Source organism: Faecalicatena contorta, from assembly GCF_021531995.1.
In the GTDB taxonomy this organism is placed as follows: domain Bacteria; phylum Bacillota; class Clostridia; order Lachnospirales; family Lachnospiraceae; genus Dorea_A; species Dorea_A contorta_A.
In genome coordinates, this window is the sequence record NZ_JAFBIZ010000060.1 from 1 (window position 1) to 17,507 (window position 17,507).

General features: G+C 43.0%; 15 protein-coding genes. 13 read left to right on the top strand and 2 right to left on the bottom strand.

The genetic code is table 11. The features are described 5' to 3' along the window. Positions 1 to 83: 83 nt before the first annotated feature. The 4 genes from JQM82_RS09200 to JQM82_RS09215 all read left to right on the top strand — a co-directional run bounded on the left by JQM82_RS09200 (position 84) and on the right by JQM82_RS09215 (position 2,962). Entirely contained in the window at positions 84 to 707 is a 624-nt protein-coding gene (locus JQM82_RS09200) for a DUF4867 family protein (protein ID WP_235249847.1), read from the top strand. A gap of 147 nt (positions 708 to 854) precedes the next feature. Next, positions 855 to 1,094: a hypothetical protein gene (locus JQM82_RS09205; protein ID WP_235249848.1), complete on the top strand. Its 240-nt coding sequence runs from the start codon at positions 855 to 857 to the stop codon at positions 1,092 to 1,094. Positions 1,095 to 1,181: 87 nt separating this feature from the next. Further along, positions 1,182 to 2,582, top strand: coding sequence for an MATE family efflux transporter (locus tag JQM82_RS09210; protein WP_235249850.1), 1,401 nt, complete (start codon positions 1,182 to 1,184; stop codon positions 2,580 to 2,582). A gap of 5 nt (positions 2,583 to 2,587) precedes the next feature. Beyond that, positions 2,588 to 2,962 carry an AAA family ATPase gene (locus tag JQM82_RS09215; RefSeq protein ID WP_235249852.1) on the top strand — a complete coding sequence of 125 codons (375 nt, stop codon included), beginning with the start codon at positions 2,588 to 2,590 and terminating at the stop codon, positions 2,960 to 2,962. Positions 2,963 to 3,054: 92 nt separating this feature from the next. Here the strand turns inward: JQM82_RS09215 and JQM82_RS09220 are convergent, their stop codons facing one another. Further along, on the bottom strand, positions 3,055 to 4,320 hold the full coding sequence (locus JQM82_RS09220) for a peptidoglycan-binding domain-containing protein (RefSeq protein ID WP_235249853.1): 1,266 nt from the start codon (positions 4,318 to 4,320) through the stop codon (positions 3,055 to 3,057). A gap of 155 nt (positions 4,321 to 4,475) precedes the next feature. Between JQM82_RS09220 and JQM82_RS09225 the strand changes: the two genes are divergently transcribed. The 9 genes from JQM82_RS09225 to JQM82_RS09265 all read left to right on the top strand — a co-directional run bounded on the left by JQM82_RS09225 (position 4,476) and on the right by JQM82_RS09265 (position 16,295). Then, a complete protein-coding gene (locus tag JQM82_RS09225) occupies positions 4,476 to 5,687 on the top strand; it encodes a transglutaminase domain-containing protein (RefSeq protein WP_235249855.1) in 1,212 nt (403 codons plus the stop codon). Between the two features lie 266 nt (positions 5,688 to 5,953). Then, the gene (locus JQM82_RS09230) at positions 5,954 to 7,024 is read left to right on the top strand and encodes a carbamoyl phosphate synthase small subunit (protein ID WP_235249857.1); all 1,071 of its coding nucleotides are present in this window, start codon (positions 5,954 to 5,956) and stop codon (positions 7,022 to 7,024) included. Beyond that, positions 7,024 to 10,221, top strand: a complete 3,198-nt coding sequence (carB, locus tag JQM82_RS09235; RefSeq protein ID WP_235249858.1) for a carbamoyl-phosphate synthase large subunit — start codon at positions 7,024 to 7,026, stop codon at positions 10,219 to 10,221. The genes JQM82_RS09230 and carB overlap by 1 nt, the downstream gene beginning before the upstream one ends. A 260-nt stretch (positions 10,222 to 10,481) precedes the next feature. After that, positions 10,482 to 11,099 (top strand): cell wall hydrolase, encoded by a 618-nt coding sequence (locus JQM82_RS09240; RefSeq protein WP_235249859.1) that lies wholly within the window; start codon positions 10,482 to 10,484, stop codon positions 11,097 to 11,099. Between the two features lie 160 nt (positions 11,100 to 11,259). Continuing rightward, positions 11,260 to 11,934 carry a response regulator transcription factor gene (locus JQM82_RS09245; protein WP_235249862.1) on the top strand — a complete coding sequence of 225 codons (675 nt, stop codon included), beginning with the start codon at positions 11,260 to 11,262 and terminating at the stop codon, positions 11,932 to 11,934. Beyond that, complete coding sequence (locus JQM82_RS09250; RefSeq protein ID WP_235249863.1) at positions 11,931 to 12,956, top strand: sensor histidine kinase; 1,026 nt, start codon at positions 11,931 to 11,933, stop codon at positions 12,954 to 12,956. Before JQM82_RS09245 ends, JQM82_RS09250 begins: the two co-directional genes overlap by 4 nt. Positions 12,957 to 13,088: 132 nt before the next feature. Next, the gene (locus JQM82_RS09255) at positions 13,089 to 13,856 is read left to right on the top strand and encodes an ABC transporter ATP-binding protein (RefSeq protein WP_235249865.1); all 768 of its coding nucleotides are present in this window, start codon (positions 13,089 to 13,091) and stop codon (positions 13,854 to 13,856) included. Beyond that, entirely contained in the window at positions 13,849 to 15,834 is a 1,986-nt protein-coding gene (locus tag JQM82_RS09260) for an FtsX-like permease family protein (protein ID WP_235249867.1), read from the top strand. Before JQM82_RS09255 ends, JQM82_RS09260 begins: the two co-directional genes overlap by 8 nt. A 116-nt stretch (positions 15,835 to 15,950) precedes the next feature. Beyond that, positions 15,951 to 16,295: a cupin domain-containing protein gene (locus JQM82_RS09265; protein WP_235249869.1), complete on the top strand. Its 345-nt coding sequence runs from the start codon at positions 15,951 to 15,953 to the stop codon at positions 16,293 to 16,295. A 94-nt stretch (positions 16,296 to 16,389) separates the two neighbouring features. On the opposite strand, the gene JQM82_RS09270 is transcribed toward JQM82_RS09265, so the two are convergent. Next, entirely contained in the window at positions 16,390 to 17,487 is a 1,098-nt protein-coding gene (locus JQM82_RS09270) for a pyridoxal phosphate-dependent aminotransferase (protein WP_235249871.1), read from the bottom strand. Positions 17,488 to 17,507: the final 20 nt, after the last annotated feature.

The following is a 17,507-nucleotide window of genomic DNA, read 5'->3' on the forward strand; positions in this document are numbered from 1 at the left end:
GTATAATATAAGTAACAGAAACATGAGATGAATATTTGCTCCGTGCAAGGGAATCTCGAGGTGGAATAAAGGAGAAAAGCATTATGGAAATTAAAAAGATTACTGACAAAGAATTTGCACAATATGGACGTGTTCTCGATGCACATTATGATTTTAATGCAATCATTGAGACCATGGGCAATTATGAGATCCCGGAGGATGTAGTATATGTACCGTCTGTTCCGGAACTGGAGATCGGAAGAACTTCAATTGATATTAAGATGCGTTTCTTTGGGGAGATGCCGACACAGATCGGATATTGTATTGGAAAGAATACAAAACTGAATGCTCTGGAATATCACAGATCTTCTGAGATAGATATTGCAATTACAGATTTGATTCTTCTTCTTGGAAAACAGCAGGATATTGAGAATATCTTTACATATGATACAAGTAAGGTAGAGGCATTTTTTGTTCCGGCCGGCGTTGGCGTAGAGCTTTATGCGACAACTCTGCATTATGCACCTTGTAATGCAGATGACAGTGGATTCAAGTGTGTTGTGGCTCTTCCGAAAGATACCAATACTGACCTGATGACATGTCACAGCAGATCTTTTGATGACAAGCTGCTTTTCGCAAAGAATAAGTGGCTGATCGCTCATGAAGAGGCGAAGATCGAAGGCGCGGTTAACGGACTGGTAGGAGAGAATATTGATCTGGCAAAATAATGTGAGATATATGTTCTGTTTTTGTTCAAAATGACCTTTGAAAAATGGAATAAAAATCTGATATAATTAAGAAACAACGAGTAGCATTCCCGCGTAAATCCAGTTGGGAATGCTGCTTGTTTTATTATGTGAAACGGAGGTTTTTGAATGAAACGTGTAAAAGCGGCATGTATATGTCAGACATTGCATTTTATGTTGAAGGAAGATGTGGGTCATGATTATGCTGTGGATCTTGTAAAGCATGAGGTAGAACAGTACAAAAAAGGACTGGAACGCCATCATACACAGTATAAGATCATCGAAGAGACAGAACAGTCGGATGGATCTATTATGATAAAGATAATCAAACAGTATAATGCAAGTCCGGTTGGAAATTATCTGGACTAATTAGAAAGCGTGTAGCCTCTGGCGTAAATCCGGCAAAAGAGGATGCACGCTTTTTTAATAATAAAAAATGAAAAGAAGGTGAAACCAATGGAAACAAAATCAAATCAATTTTTAGGGGAAACAGAAGTTGGCATATTAATGAGAAAGTATGCGATCCCCTGTATCATTTCGTTACTGGTAGGTGCATTGTATAATATCGTGGATCAGATATTCATTGCCAATGCCAGTTATCTGGGTTCATATGGAAATGCAGCCAATACGGTGGTATTTCCACTGACTGTCGTTGCACTTGCTATTGCAGTTATGATTGGAGACGGGTGCTGTGCGTTTGTCAGTATTTCTCTGGGAAAGCAGGAAACAAAGACAGCAAAACAGAGTGTCGGAAACGCAGTGATCATGCTGCTTGTCAGCAGTATTGTCCTCACTGCTATATATTTGGTCTTTTCAGATCAGATTATCGCAATGTTTGGCGGAACTGTTAATGAAGAAACGTATCTGCATTCAAAAGAATATTTCTTCTATATTTCTCTTGGGATTCCGTTTTATATGTTCGGTCAGTCCATGAACCCGATTATTCGTGCGGATGGTAATCCAAAGTTTGCAATGATTTCCACCCTTGCAGGAGCAGTGATCAACATTATTCTCGATCCGATCTTTATCTTTATCTGCCGATGGGGTATGATGGGAGCTGCTGTAGCGACTGTGATCGGTCAGATTGTAACTGCAGGTCTGTCGCTCTGGTATCTGCTGCATATGAAGATCATTCGGCCATCCAGGGAGGAGTATCGGTTAAACGGTTCTGTCTGCAGAAGGACACTGACACTTGGAATTACCAGCTTCCTGTCTCAGATCAGCCTTGTTGCGGCTATGGCTGCAATCAATAATATGCTTAGAAAATATGGAGCGATGGATCCGATATTCGGACAGGAAGAATTTGCACAGATTCCGATGGCGGTTGTTGGAATTGTTATGAAATTCTTCCAGATTGTAATCTCTATTGTTGTCGGTATGGCAGCCGGCTGTATTCCAATAGTAGGATATAATATGGGAGCCGGAAAAAAGGATCGTGTGAAGCAATTGTTTACAAAACTCCTGATACTGGAAGCGAGCGTTGGTGCAGTTGCATTTGTATTGGTTGAATTTTTCCCGCGTCAGTTGATTGCAATATTTGGAGCAGCAAATGAAAGCGTATATTATACGGAATTTGCAGTTAAGGCATTTCGCATCTATCTGTGTATGGTGATTCTCGCATGTATTAATAAAGCCTGCTTTATCTTCCTGCAGGCAATGGGAAAGGCTGCAGAATCTACAATGCTTTCCATGATTCGAGAAATTGTATTCGGTGTGGGTTTTGCACTTTTACTGCCGGTCTTTTTCGCATTAAACGGTGTTCTCTATTCTATGCCGGTTTCAGATCTACTGACATTTTTGATAGCGGTATTTTTAATAGCAGTGACATATAGGGAGTTGAACGTAAAAGGAGAGTAGATATTATGAAAAATAGAATTATTACGATCAGTCGTGAGTTCGGAAGCGGAGGACGAACGATAGGAAAAAAGGTGGCAGAAAAGGAGCCCTGTGTGATTGTAGGAAGATGTGCAGATTATATTCTGCGAGATCACGCAGACTGTCTGAAAGTGTTTATTCATGCAAGTATGGAGTTTCGTGCAAAAAGAATTGTCGAGGTGTACGGAGAACAGGAAAAATCTCCGATTCAGCGTCTGAAGGAAAAGGACAAACGACGTGCGGCTTATCATCGATTTTACACGGATATGAAGTGGGGGCATGCACAGAACTATCACATCACACTGGACAGTGGAGAACTGGGAATTGATAAGTGCGTGGAGATTCTTCAGAGCCTGTATTAAGAATAATGTATATGATCCAGAAGCCGGGAAGAAAACCTCTTTGCCGATTTCTTCCCGGCCAGATGATCTGGTGGGCAGAATGGTTCCACTTTTTAAACTAACTCGGCAATTCTGGATACTCCAACGTAGATTTCCGATATCTTAAACCAGGTACGATAATCAACTTCTCCGGTCTGTGGCAGTCCAAAGACAGACTGGAATATCCGGACAGCTTCAGCGGTTGCAGGACCGTAGACGCCATCCACCGTAACCTTGGGAATCGCAGGGTAAGCACCGGCGATGACATTGAGCTGTTCCTGCATCTGGCGTACCTTTTGGCCGGAAGAGCCGATCTCAAGAGTATAACCCGGCCATGAGGAAGGGATGCCGGAGATGGCTTCTGCAGTGTTGATGTACATGTCATCCCCATAATAATAGCGGAGGATCTCAATCGGAGAATATCCCTGTTCTCCCAGAGACAGACTGCCCCATTGGGTCATCCAGTTCGGGCACTGTACCTGTCTGCCATCACAGTACTGAGTCAAAATCGGCTGACGTACGTTGGGACGTGACAGGTAATCCGCAAATAATTCGTCAACAATGAGAGAGATCGTGTCATAGATATTGCGTTCCGGGATCCATTTGTGATCAAATGCTGTAGAGGATGTGATTGTAAAGTCGTAGCCCTTATTTCGGTACCACTCCGTATACACACGGTTCAGAGTAAAAGACATGATCGCCAGAACATTTGCCCGAATAGTATCTGCAGGCCATGTGGCGTAGATCTCGCTGGAAGCAACATTTTTAATATAGTCCTTGTATTTCACATAATAATTACGGGCAGTTGTATCGCGGGGACTGCCGTCATGCACGACGATATATTCGGGAACAACGACCCGGCTTAATACGATCTCGCCGGTTTCTGTAGTCGGTTTGATCTCTTCTTCGGGTATCTTTGCCGGGTAAGTTCCATATAATGTATGTGCAGGTATCACAAAGATACTTTCCGAAGGTTCCGGAGTGTCCATTGGTCTGAGGGAAATATTCTGAATTGCTGTAATGGTTGGAAGAATCTCGGTTCCTGCGATGCTGACTGATTCATATCCGGGGGCAGAGACATTCAGCGTATATTCAGCATAAGGCTGTTCCTCACTGCGGGAATCCAGACTGTAGTCGAGGGGAGGAGCATCCAGTTCAATGGTCTCGGTCTGACCGGAGGAATCTGTCTTAAGCTGCTCGATCGGACTGTCAGGGACTCCGGTATAAGAGATGGAGATGGAAGCACCGGACACGGGATAGGCAGTGATGTCAGATGTTATATTGATCTGCAGTCGCCCCTTGTCGGGAGTATCCTGCGCGGTGGCGTTGAAAGCGTTCATATATTACCTCATGAAAAATCTGTCACTTATATCATATGAGAGGAAAATAAATTGGTTACATCAAACGTTGCATAAGACTGTCTGCCGATGATTGAACTTGTATATTTGCATAAAAAAAGGTATAATAATGCATCATAATACATATGGGGGAAGCTATGAATAAAAAGAAAAAGAGAGGATGTCTGATACGTTTTCTTTCAGGAATTTTGACGATATTGTGTCTGATTTTGGCTGTCCTTTGCATTAGAACGGCAGGGAGTGAGGGGATATCCGCAATCAGAAAGAAGCTGTTCGGAGAGGAGATTGTATACCAGGAGGTTCATGTCGGTCAGGAAGAACTGGAAGGAAAGTATTACTATCAGCAGATTACAGAGGAAGAAAGACAGGCGTATCAGGAGATTCTTCAGGGAGTGAGAGATCATATGGATGCGATCTGTATTCATGCATCGAAAGCAGATCGTGCCAACGCGCTGTTTCAATATGTGCTGAAAGATTTCCCCGAGATTTTCTGGTGTGATGGTACTACGACAGCTACGGCATATGACGGGAATGAGATCTATACCATACTTGAACCGGGATATCTGTATGATGGGCAGAAAAAGGCTGAGATGGAACAGGAGATTCAGGTGGCAGCAGAACAGTGTCTGACCGGGGTGCCGGAAGGTGCAGATGATTATCAGAAGATTCTGTATGTATACGAGTATATAGTCAATCTGGTGGATTACGATATGAATGCTTCTGATAACCAGAATATCTACAGTGTATTTGTCAATCATCGTTCTGTATGTGCGGGATATTCGAAAGCAACACAGTATCTTCTGGAACGTATGGGTGTATTTTGTACATATATTACAGGAAAAACAAAAGATGGACAGACGCATGCATGGAATCTCGTTTGCTGCAATGGTGATTATTATTATGTGGATACAACCTGGGGAGATCCGGTATTTCAGGAGGCGGAAGGGGAAGATACCGCTGCCTGGCAGGGGAATGTAAGTTATGATTACATGTGTTGTGATGATACCCAGATCTCCGGTACACATATTCCGGATACTGATGTGGCATTTCCGGCATGTACAAAGATGGATTGTAATTATTATGTGGTCAATGGACTGTATTATACAGAGTATGACCGTGATGCGTTACTTGCCAGGATGAATGAGACCATCCAGGCTGGTGAGAATCCTACAGTCATCAAGTTTGCCGGACACGATATCTATACGGAGGCACATGATGATATTTTCCAGAATCTGATCAAAAGTGCGGCACAGAATCTTGCATCGTATTATGGGCTTAATGAGGTCAGATACCAGTATATGGATGACCCGGATTTAAATAAAATCATGATAATCTGGCAATATCAATAAGTAGAGGAAGACAGATAGAATCTGTAAAGGCACTATGCATAAAAATAAATAAAAATGGAAAATCCACGTTGAAAAACATCATTTTTTGTAGTATAATTTTTACAATTTGTGAAGACAAAGATTGTCGAGGACTCATTATATTAACAAGGCAGTTGTGTGTGCTTGCACAAACTGTCTTTTTCTCTGTAAAAAACAGGGTTTATATGATGAGATGCATAAAAAATGTCGCACAAAAGTAAAGGAACAGGAAGGGAAAAGGTGAATATATGAAAGCATTTCTTATATTAGAAGACGGAACCGTCTTTACCGGAACCAGTATCGGTTCGACAAAAGACATGATTAGCGAGATAGTGTTTAATACTTCAATGACAGGTTATCTTGAGGTGTTAACCGACCCTTCTTATGCGGGACAGGCCGTAGTTATGACCTATCCATTGATTGGAAATTATGGCATTACACCGGATATGGAGTCAAAAAAAGCATGGCCGGATGGTTATATTGTAAGAGAACTGTCCAGAATGCCAAGTAACTTCCGATGCGAGGGTACGATTCAGGACTTCCTCAAGAAGCAGGACATTCCGGGAATCGCAGGAATTGATACACGTGCACTTACGAAGATTCTTCGTGAAAAAGGTACGATGAATGGAATGATCACAACAAATGAGAACTATGATCTGAATGAGATTATTCCAAAATTAAAAGCATATGTAGTAGGAGATGTGGTTTCCAAGGTTACATGTGATGAAAAATATGTCTTAAAAGGCGATGGACCGAAGGTGGCTCTTATGGACTTCGGAGCAAAGAATAACATTGCCCGATCTTTAAATCAACGCGGCTGTGAAGTGACGGTTTATCCGGCAGACACAAAAGCGGAAGAAATCATAGCATCTGATCCGGATGGAATCATGTTGTCGAACGGACCTGGTGATCCGGCAACATGTGTATCTATTATCGAAGAAATCAAGAAATTATACAATACAGATATACCGATTTTTGCAATCTGTCTCGGACATCAGCTGATGGCTCTTGCCAATGGCGGAAAGACATATAAGCTGAAGTATGGACACCGTGGAGGCAATCATCCGGTAAAGGATCTTTGCAATAACCGGGTATACATCTCTTCACAGAACCATGGATATGCAGTGGATGCGTCTTCTCTGGATCCTTCTGTGGCAGCGGAAGCATTTATCAATGTCAATGATAAGACGAATGAAGGACTGGCATATGCAGGAAAGAACATATTTACGGTTCAGTTCCATCCGGAGGCATGCCCTGGACCACAGGATTCCGGGTACCTGTTTGACAGATTTATGGATATGATGAAAGGAGCAAAATAATGCCTAGAAATAAAGATATCAAAAAAGTATTAGTGATTGGCTCCGGTCCTATTATCATCGGACAGGCAGCAGAATTTGACTATGCAGGTACACAGGCCTGCCGTTCGCTGAAAGAAGAAGGGCTGGAAGTCGTACTTCTGAATTCCAATCCGGCTACGATTATGACAGATAAAGATATTGCGGACAGAGTATATATTGAACCATTGACGGTTGAAGTAGTGGAACAACTGATTCTGAAAGAAAAGCCTGACAGTGTGCTTCCGACACTTGGAGGACAGGCAGGACTGAATCTTGCCATGGAGCTGGAAGAAGCAGGTTTCCTGAAAGAGCATGGTGTACGTCTGATTGGTACTACGTCCGAAACGATTAAAAAAGCTGAAGACCGACTGGAATTTAAGGCGACGATGGAAAAGATCGGAGAGCCTTGTGCAGCGTCTCTGGTCGTAGAGGATGTAGAGACCGGCGTGAAATTTGCAGAAGAGATCGGATATCCGGTCGTTCTTCGTCCGGCTTATACGCTGGGCGGAAGCGGCGGTGGTATCGCGCATGACAGAGTACAGCTGGTGGAGATCTTGGAAAACGGACTTCGCCTTTCCCGTGTGGGACAGGTTCTGGTAGAACGTTGTATCGCAGGATGGAAAGAGATTGAGTATGAGGTGATGCGTGACAGTGCCGGCAACTGTATCACCGTATGTAATATGGAGAATATTGATCCTGTCGGTGTGCATACCGGTGACAGTATCGTTGTGGCTCCTTCTCAGACACTGGGAGACAAGGAGTATCAGATGCTGCGTACCTCTGCGCTGAATATCATCAGTGAACTGAATATTACCGGAGGATGTAATGTGCAGTATGCACTGCATCCGGAGACGTTTGAATACTGTGTGATTGAGGTAAATCCGCGTGTCAGCCGTTCTTCTGCGCTGGCATCCAAAGCGACCGGTTATCCGATTGCCAAGGTTGCCGCAAAGATTGCGCTGGGATATACACTGGATGAGATTCAGAATGCCGTTACTAAAAAGACATATGCAAGTTTCGAACCTATGCTGGATTATTGCGTAGTCAAGATCCCAAGACTTCCATTTGATAAATTTATCAGTGCAAAGCGTACTCTGACGACACAGATGAAAGCAACCGGAGAGGTTATGAGTATCTGTGATAATTTTGAGGGAGCGCTGATGAAAGCAATCCGTTCTCTGGAACAGCATGTGGACAGTTTAATGTCCTATGATTTCTCTTACCTGAAAGGCGATGATCTGCTGGAAGAACTGAAGGTTGTGGATGATCGACGGATCTGGAAGATTGCAGAAGCAATCCGTCAGGGCATCAGCTATGAGGATATTCACGCGATTACGAAGATTGATCAATGGTTCATCGACAAGATTGCGATTCTTGTAGAGATGGAACAGACATTAAAGACACGTCCATTAAATGCGGAAATATTAAAAGAAGCAAAACGTATGGAATTCCCGGACAATGTCATTGCAGCACTGACCGGCAATACAGAGCGCCAGATTCATGATATGCGTCATGAATACGGCATTACTGCTTCCTATAAGATGGTAGATACCTGTGCGGCAGAATTTGCGGCAGAGACTCCTTATTATTACTCCGTATTCGGAAGTGAAAATGAAGTAGAAGAGACCTCCGGAAAGAAAAAGGTGCTGGTACTTGGCTCCGGGCCGATCCGTATCGGACAGGGAATCGAGTTTGACTTCTGTTCTGTACATTGTACCTGGGCATTTGCAAAAGAAGGTTACGAGACTATTATTGTAAATAACAATCCTGAGACGGTAAGTACGGACTTTGATATTGCGGATAAGCTGTATTTTGAGCCACTTACTCCTGAGGATGTGGAAAGCATCGTTGATCTGGAAAAACCAGACGGAGCGGTGGTACAGTTTGGTGGACAGACTGCGATTAAACTGACCGAAGCCCTGATGAAGATGGGGGTTCCGATCCTTGGAACTTCTGCAGAAAATGTGGATGCTGCAGAAGACCGAGAACTGTTTGATGCAATCCTTGAAAAATGTGGTATCCCAAGACCGACAGGCGGTACGGTATTCACAGCGGAAGAAGCGAAGGAAGTAGCCAACAGACTGGGATATCCGGTACTGGTAAGACCGTCTTACGTACTCGGCGGACAGGGCATGCAGATTGCAATCAATGATCATGATATCGATGAGTTCATAGGAATTATCAACCGGATTGCACAGGATCATCCGATCCTGGTTGATAAGTATCTGCAGGGTAAGGAGATTGAGGTTGACGCGGTATGTGACGGAGAAGATATCCTGATTCCGGGTATTATGGAACATATTGAGCGTGCGGGAATCCATTCCGGTGACAGTATCTCTGTATATCCTGCTCAGAGTATTTCAGAAAATACTAAGAGAACGATTGAAGATTACACCAGAAAACTGGCGCAGTCTCTGCATGTCATCGGACTGATTAATATTCAGTTCATCGTGTGCGGGGAGGACGTATATGTGATCGAGGTGAATCCGCGCTCCAGTCGTACGGTTCCGTATATCAGTAAAGTGACGGGTATTCCGATCGTTCCGCTGGCAACCAAGGTAATTATCGGACATAAGATCAAAGAGTTGGGTTATACACCGGGATTACAGCCGGAAGCAGATTATTTTGCAATCAAGATGCCGGTATTCTCCTTTGAGAAGATTCGTGGTGCAGATATCAGCCTTGGACCGGAGATGAAGTCCACCGGTGAGTGTCTGGGAATTGCAAAGACTTTTGATGAGGCATTGTATAAAGCATTCATTGGTGCTGGAATCAAGCTTCCGAAATTTAAGAATATGATTATGACTGTCCGTGATGCTGATAAGGAAGAAGCAGTAGAGATCGGTCGCAGATTTGAGAAGATCGGATACAAGATTTTTGCGACTGAAGGTACTGCAGAGGCATTATCAGCAGGTGGAGTGAAGGTGATGAAGATCAATAAGATTGAACAGGAATCTCCAAACCTGATGGATCTGATTCTTGGACACAAGATCGATCTGGTAATTGATACGCCGCCGCAGGGAGCAGATCATTCCAGAGACGGATTTATCATCCGGAGAAATGCGATTGAGACGGGAGTGAATGTACTGACGGCAATCGATACTGCTCAGGCGCTCATTACCAGTCTGGAGAATACAGATATTCAAAAACTGACGTTAGTAGATATAGCAACTATATAAAACGAAACTGATGTAGGAAAGTGAAGCTGTGAAAATTGAGGAAACTTGATTTTCACAGCTTTTTTGTGCAGCAGGGGAATTCCAGGACTGTATTTAAGAAAAAAGCAATAAAAAAGTTGACAACTCAAAAATAGTATGATAATATACCAATCGTTGTGCGTGTAACAAATTTGTAATAATTGTAATAAAGTTGAAAAAAGTGAATATACTTTATTAAAACAATGTTAATTCATTGCAACAAACAGGAGGGTATAAATAATATGATAAGACGTAAGAGACTGAGTAAGATGTTCATGCTGTATTCAACATGTGCAGTCATGGCAGCGGGATTTACCAGCCACGCAGCCTCTATGCAGCCGGAAGTGAAAGTTGTAGAGACTCAGGAGGGAGAAGAGTCTGCACAGCAGATCACTGTGATGCAGTCCGTATCAGAAGAAATCGTGAAGGTGACAGCGGAATCTGTGGAAGCTCAGCAACAGAAGATTGCAGAAGATATAGCCAGAAAAGAACAGGAAGCAAAAGAACAGGCAGAACGGGAAGCATATATCCGTGCCAATCAGGAGCTTCTTGCATCGATTATTTACTGCGAAGCAGGCAATCAGCCATATGAAGGACAGGTTGCTGTCGGAGCAGTTATTATGAACCGGGTAAACAGTGGAGCATATCCCAATACGATCGAAAGTGTGATCTACCAGTCAGGACAGTTTGGTCCGGCCGCTACAGGGTGGCTGAACCAGGTGAGAAATTCCGGTTGTTACACAGCAAGCTGCATGCAGGCTGCTGTAGATGCATTGAATGGAGTGAACCCGATTGGCGGATGTCTGTATTTTGATCAGGGAGGCTGTGGCATGAAGATCGGTGCACATTATTTCCATTAAAAAATGATATCTTAGTATACATGACAGAATGAAGAGATGGAGAGTTTCGATTTGACAAACAATATAGAAATGTATAGTATGAAAGAGCAGGACCGACTAAGGGTTACTGCTCTTTGTTAATGGTGAAAGGTTATTGTATTGCTGTAAGGAGAAACAAGAAGTGTATAAGATATTAATCGTAGAAGATGACATGACAATTGCAGGTGCTCTGGCTGCACATCTGAAACGGTGGGATTATGATGTGGAGTATGTGACGGATTTTAAAAATATTATGGATTGTTTTCTGCAATATGACCCGCAACTTTTGCTTCTGGACATTGTACTTCCGTTTTTTAATGGATTTTACTGGTGTCAGGAGATCCGGAAGGTGTCGAAGATTCCGATTGTCTTTCTGTCTTCTGCCAACGATAATATGAATATTGTGACGGCCATGAATATGGGCGGAGATGAATTTATTGAGAAGCCTTTTGATCTGAATGTTGTTACAGCAAAACTTCAGGCAATTCTGCGAAGAACATATTCTTTTCAGGGGTCGGTCAATGTGATCGAATGCCATGGTGCGGTATTGAATCTGAGTGATGCCACGCTGATTTATGATAATCAAAAGCTGGAGCTTACGAAGAATGAATTTCGGATTATGAAGATGCTTGCAGAAAATGCAGGAAGGATCGTATCCAGAGATGATATTATTACAAGATTGTGGGAAAGTGATGAGTATATTGATGATAATACACTGACTGTTAATGTGGCGAGACTTCGTAAAAAACTGGAACAGATGGGACTGCATGATCTGATTCATACGAAAAAGGGAATTGGTTATATGGTGGAAGCATGAAAATCTTAAAGGAATATCTGAAGGAACGAGTAAAAGAAATCTTTCTGTATATTGGAATTGTCGGAATCTATACAGGAGTCTGCTATCTGTATGAAGTGCGGACAGATGCACTTTGGTATTCCATGAACCTTTCTGTTGCCTGCATACTTCTGTACGAGATCGCAGGATATTTTAGTTACAAGAAGCATCATGATAAGCTGCTGGTCATGGAGAAAAATGCAGGGGCTATACAGGACATTATGCCGGAGGCATGGGGAATGGTCGAAAGGGATTATCAGAGAATTCTGAAAAATCTGGAAGAGGCGAAAAAGGAACTGGAGTCAGCAGACAGAATCTCCAGGCAGGAGATGGCAGATTACTACGGGATGTGGGTACATCAGATCAAAACACCGATTGCAGCCATGCAAGTGCTTTTGCAGTCCTGTGAGGAAACGCTGGAAGGAGATGTTTCATATACCAGAGAGATGAAGCTGGAACTGTTTAAGATTGAACAGTATGTTGAAATGGTACTTACATATCTTCGGATGGAGCAGATGTCTTCTGATCTGGCACTGGAATGTTATGCGCTGGATGATATTATCAGACATGCGGTCCGAAAGTATTCAAGGATGTTTATTCTGCGAAAGATCAGGCTGGAATATGGAGCAGTGAATGAGCAGGTACTGACGGATGAAAAATGGCTCGGGTTTGTTCTGGAACAGATCTTGTCCAATGCCCTTAAATATACCAGAAGCGGAGGAACGGTTTTTGTATACATGAAGAAAGATCCGGATAAAAAGAAGCGGTATCTGGTCGTAGAAGATACCGGGATTGGAATACAGGCTGAAGATCTTCCACGGATCTTTGAAAAAGGATTTACAGGATATAATGGAAGAACTGACAAAAAGTCGACAGGGATTGGTCTGTATCTGTGTAAACAGATTATGGATAAGCTTGGACACCGGATATGGGCAGAATCAGATGTGGATCAGGGAACCAGAATCTGTCTCATGCTGGAGAGAGAAGAGTTCAGGCATGAATAAATGCATATACAGGAACCTTACACAGATGTAAGGTTCAGGCGGGGAAATGTAATCCTAATCAATGGCAGGACATTTCCTCCTTTTTTATAATAGATGATGTAAGAAAGATCGAAAGAAAGGTAGGAAATGAGTATGGCATTATTAGAAGTCAAAAATGTAAAGAAGATATATACGACCCGATTCGGAGGCAATCAGGTGGAAGCTCTGCGGGATGTAAGCTTCAATGTAGAGAAAGGTGAGTATGTAGCGATCATGGGAGAATCTGGTTCCGGAAAGACGACACTTTTAAATATTCTGGCAGCATTGGATCGCCCGACCGGAGGGAAAGTATTTTTGAAGGGACGGGATCTTGCTTTGATCAAAGAAAAGGAGATCGCCGCTTTCCGGCGTCAGAATCTTGGATTTGTGTTTCAGGACTTTCATCTTCTGGATACGTTTTCTCTTAAAGACAATATCTTTCTTCCGCTGGTACTTTCCGGCAGAAAATATGATGAAATGGAAAAAGCACTGAAGCCGATTGCGGAAAGTCTGGGTATCATGGAACTGATGGAAAAGTATCCGTATGAAGTATCCGGTGGACAGAAACAGCGTGCAGCGGTTGCCAGGGCACTGATCACAAAGCCGCAGCTGATTCTGGCAGATGAACCGACAGGAGCCCTGGATTCAAAAGCTGCGGAAGAACTTCTGAATCTGTTCACGACTGTCAATCAGGATGGTCAGACCATTCTGATGGTGACTCACAGTGTGAAAGCAGCAAGTAATGCAAAAAGAATATTATTTATCAAGGACGGGGAAGTATTCCACCAGCTTTATCGCGGCAATCTGACGAATGAACTGATGTATCAGAAGATTTCGGATACACTTACTGTTCTGGAGGCGGGAGGTGAAAGGTGTGAGTAGTCCGGTATATTTCAAACTTGCATTGACGAATCTGAAAAATAACAGAAAAACTTATATTCCGTATCTGCTTGCTTCTACACTTACCGTTATGATGTATTACATCATATGTGCGCTTGCCGGAAGTGAGAATATTGATAATGAAAGCCTTCGGACATGTCTGAATCTGGCGGCACAGGTGATGGTGATATTTGCAGTTATATTTCTGTTTTATACGAATAGTTTTCTGATCAGGAGAAGAAAAAAAGAAATCGGAGTGTACAATATCCTGGGCATGGGAAAGATACACATTGCAAAAATGCTTGGGATCGAAACTCTTTGTACTGCGTTGTTCAGTATTGCAGCCGGTCTGATATCAGGAACGTTATTTGGGAAACTGATGTATCTGATCTTACGTAAGATGATTCATGGGAACCAGCAGATGAAGTTTGAACTCAGTATAGCAGCAATGGAAAAGACACTTCTTTTCTTTATCGCCATATTTGCTGTGACACTGTTCTATAATCTTCTGCAGATCAGGCTGTCTAATCCTGTTGAGCTTCTTGACGGTTCGAGTCAGGGAGAGAAGGAACCAAAGACGAAAGCACTTCTGGCGATATTCGGAGCTGTTTCGCTTGGAACAGGGTATTATATTGCAGTGACTACAGAGTCTCCGCTGAAGGCTCTGACACTTTTTTTCGTAGCGGCAGTGCTTGTCATCCTTGGAACCTATGCGCTGTTTATTGCAGGAAGTATTGCATTTCTTAAGTTTTTGAAAAAAAGAAAATCGTATTATTATCAGGCCGGACATTTTACCCTGGTATCCGGCATGCTCTATCGTATGAAGCAGAATGCGGCGGGACTTGCCAGTATCTGTATCTTAAGTACGATTGTCCTGGTCATGATCTCCACAAGTGTATCTTTATATGTTGGCATGGAAGATGTACTGCATACCCGTTTCCCGAAAGAGGTAGAGATCACAAAGTATAAGACAGATAAAGAAACAGAAACAGAGATTCAGAAGATCGCGGAGGAAGAATGTGAACATGCCGGAACGGAATTGTCATCTGTACTTTCTTATCATGTGGGAGCACTGGTGGCGATTCAGAACGGGAATACCTTTGAATTGACCCTGGAAGGGGATTATTCCGACCAGGATGTCTGTGACATGAAGATGATTCCGTTGGATGACTATAACCAGATGGAAGACAGGAATGTCACCCTTGCGGAAAATGAGGTGCTGGTATACAGTCCGGGCGATCCATATGGGGAAACGGAACTGGTGATCAATGGAACCCGTTTTCGGGTGGCGGACGAACTCTCGGATATGCAGGTGGAGAAGAAGAACAAGTCCCGAATATACAGAGGATATTATGTAATCTTTCCGCATACGGAGCAAATCGAGAAGATATTGACAGAGAGGGAAGCGGAAGCAGAAGGTATGTTATCTTCATATCTTGAGCGTGTGCTTCATATGCAATATGTATATTCATTCGATATCAAAGGAGAAAAAAACGATGTAAGAAAAGCTGAAAAAGCGATGGGACAACGGTTTCTGGAGGTGGCCGATACGGATTATGAAAGCCGTGAATCCAGCAGAGAAAGCTTTTATTCCCTGTATGGAGGCCTTTTGTTCATCGGAATCTATCTGGGAATTATGTTCCTTCTGGCTACAGTACTGATCATCTATTATAAACAGATATCGGAAGGATACGATGACAGAGAGCGTTATCAGATTATGCAGCAGGTCGGGATGAGTAAAAGGGAAGTGCGTCACTCTATTAAGAGTCAGGTCCTGAATGTGTTTTTCCTTCCTCTTGTCACAGCTGTGATACACATTGCATTTGCATTTAAAGTCATCACAAAGCTTCTGGCAGTACTGAATCTGATCAATGTATCACTGTTTTTGAATTGTACGATTATTACTGTGGCAGTATTTGCAGTCTTTTATGCAGTTGTGTACAGTCTGACAGCCAGAGAATACTATAAGATTGTAAATTAACGGTGGTTGACAAGTCTGATGGTTTGGTTGTATTGTTTTCTTAGATGAAACTTCCTGGCACATGAAAGAAAAGCAGGGGGTGAAGGATAGATTTGAATACAAGGAGGAGATATGATATGACAAAGGCCGGAGAAAGAGAATTAGTAAAGATAGAGCATGTAAATGGAGGAGCGGGATTCATTACAAGAGAACCGCTGGTTTCTTCTGAGGACGTGGGAGAAGCATGTAAGATGTATGCGAAGATATCCGTCCTTCCAAACTGTGAGATTGGATATCATGAGCATCATGGAGAGACGGAATCTTATTATATCCTGTCCGGACATGGAATGTATGACGATAATGGGAAGGCATATCCGGCAGAGCCGGGCGATCTGTTCCTGTGTAAAGACGGAGACGGACACGGGCTTAAGAACACCGGAACGGAAGAGCTTACATTTATGGCGCTGATACTGAAGAAGTAATAAAGCATACCGATACAGACAAAAAAGGGACTGCGGAAATATAGATGTCATATGAAGTACATTTATATATTTCCGCAGTCCCTTTCTCAATGTCTTATATTTTGCGGAATACTTCCATCAGCCGGTCATTGTCTTCCGGCATCATAATACAGAATCTTACGTATTCTCCTTCCATACTTTCGAAGGAAGAGCAGTCCCGGATCATCATATGTTCACGAATTGCTGCTTCGAATACATCAAAGGAAGTAATCCCTTCTTTTAGAATCCGGACCAGAATAAAATTGGCATAAGGATCATAGAATTTTAAGCTTCCTCTGGATTCCAGTTCTTTTAATTCGCGGCAGAGTCGGGTTCGCTCTGAATCAATCAGCTGATAGGTGGCGTTAATATATTCCTGGTCTTTTAACATGCGTTCACCGGCATATGCGCCAATGCTGTTCAGGCTCCAAGGATTCTGATGAGTCAGAAGTGCCTGGAGAAAAGCTTCGTTGCTTGTAATTCCATAGCCAAAGCGTAGACCCGGCGCGGCGAAGAACTTGGAAACGCCGCGGATGACCATGAAGTTGTCATACTGAGCCACCAGAGGAATGGAGCTGATCTGCGTACCTTCAGGAGCAAATTCGACATACGTCTCATCGATCATGACGAAGATGTCCAGTTCTCTGCAGCGTCGGATCACCTGTTCCATATCTTTACGGCTGATAGCGGAAGAAGTTGGATTATTCGGGTTGCAGATGATTACTAGATTCATATCTTCTGTCAGAGTATCCAGAAAATCTGGAATATTCAGGGAAAAGTCATCGGATTCTTTCAGATGATAGTATTCCATTGTGCCGCCGACCAGGGAAAGCTCTCTGGCATACTCAGAGTAGGTGGGTCCAAGTACCAGAGCCTTTTTTGGTGCACGCTGACTGATCAGCAGAGAGATCAGTTCAGTAGATCCATTTCCAACCACAATGTGGTGAGGATCAGCATTGCAGTAGGTTCCTATGGTTTTTTTAAGACTGGTATAATTGCGGTCCGGATAGCTGCTGATGATATCCAGATGGTTGGCAAGATCTTTTTTTACAGATGCAGATAAGCCAATCGGATTAACATTGGCTCCGAAGCGGATGATGTCCTCCTGGTTGATGTTGTAATATTCTGCGATCTTTTCCAGATCGCTTCCATGAAATTCGGGTTTCTTTTTCATATTTATTCATCCTATCATTG

Bases quoted from the DNA above. Each gene is read 5' to 3' on its own strand.
- JQM82_RS09200 (WP_235249847.1), top strand. From the start codon at position 84: ATGGAAATTAAAAAGATTACTGACAAAGAATTTGCACAATATGGACGT.
- JQM82_RS09205 (WP_235249848.1), top strand. From the start codon at position 855: ATGAAACGTGTAAAAGCGGCATGTATATGTCAGACATTGCATTTTATG.
- JQM82_RS09210 (WP_235249850.1), top strand. From the start codon at position 1,182: ATGGAAACAAAATCAAATCAATTTTTAGGGGAAACAGAAGTTGGCATA.
- JQM82_RS09215 (WP_235249852.1), top strand. From the start codon at position 2,588: ATGAAAAATAGAATTATTACGATCAGTCGTGAGTTCGGAAGCGGAGGA.
- JQM82_RS09220 (WP_235249853.1), bottom strand. From the start codon at position 4,320: ATGAACGCTTTCAACGCCACCGCGCAGGATACTCCCGACAAGGGGCGA.
- JQM82_RS09225 (WP_235249855.1), top strand. From the start codon at position 4,476: ATGAATAAAAAGAAAAAGAGAGGATGTCTGATACGTTTTCTTTCAGGA.
- JQM82_RS09230 (WP_235249857.1), top strand. From the start codon at position 5,954: ATGAAAGCATTTCTTATATTAGAAGACGGAACCGTCTTTACCGGAACC.
- carB (WP_235249858.1), top strand. From the start codon at position 7,024: ATGCCTAGAAATAAAGATATCAAAAAAGTATTAGTGATTGGCTCCGGT.
- JQM82_RS09240 (WP_235249859.1), top strand. From the start codon at position 10,482: ATGATAAGACGTAAGAGACTGAGTAAGATGTTCATGCTGTATTCAACA.
- JQM82_RS09250 (WP_235249863.1), top strand. From the start codon at position 11,931: ATGAAAATCTTAAAGGAATATCTGAAGGAACGAGTAAAAGAAATCTTT.
- JQM82_RS09255 (WP_235249865.1), top strand. From the start codon at position 13,089: ATGGCATTATTAGAAGTCAAAAATGTAAAGAAGATATATACGACCCGA.
- JQM82_RS09265 (WP_235249869.1), top strand. From the start codon at position 15,951: ATGACAAAGGCCGGAGAAAGAGAATTAGTAAAGATAGAGCATGTAAAT.
- JQM82_RS09270 (WP_235249871.1), bottom strand. From the start codon at position 17,487: ATGAAAAAGAAACCCGAATTTCATGGAAGCGATCTGGAAAAGATCGCA.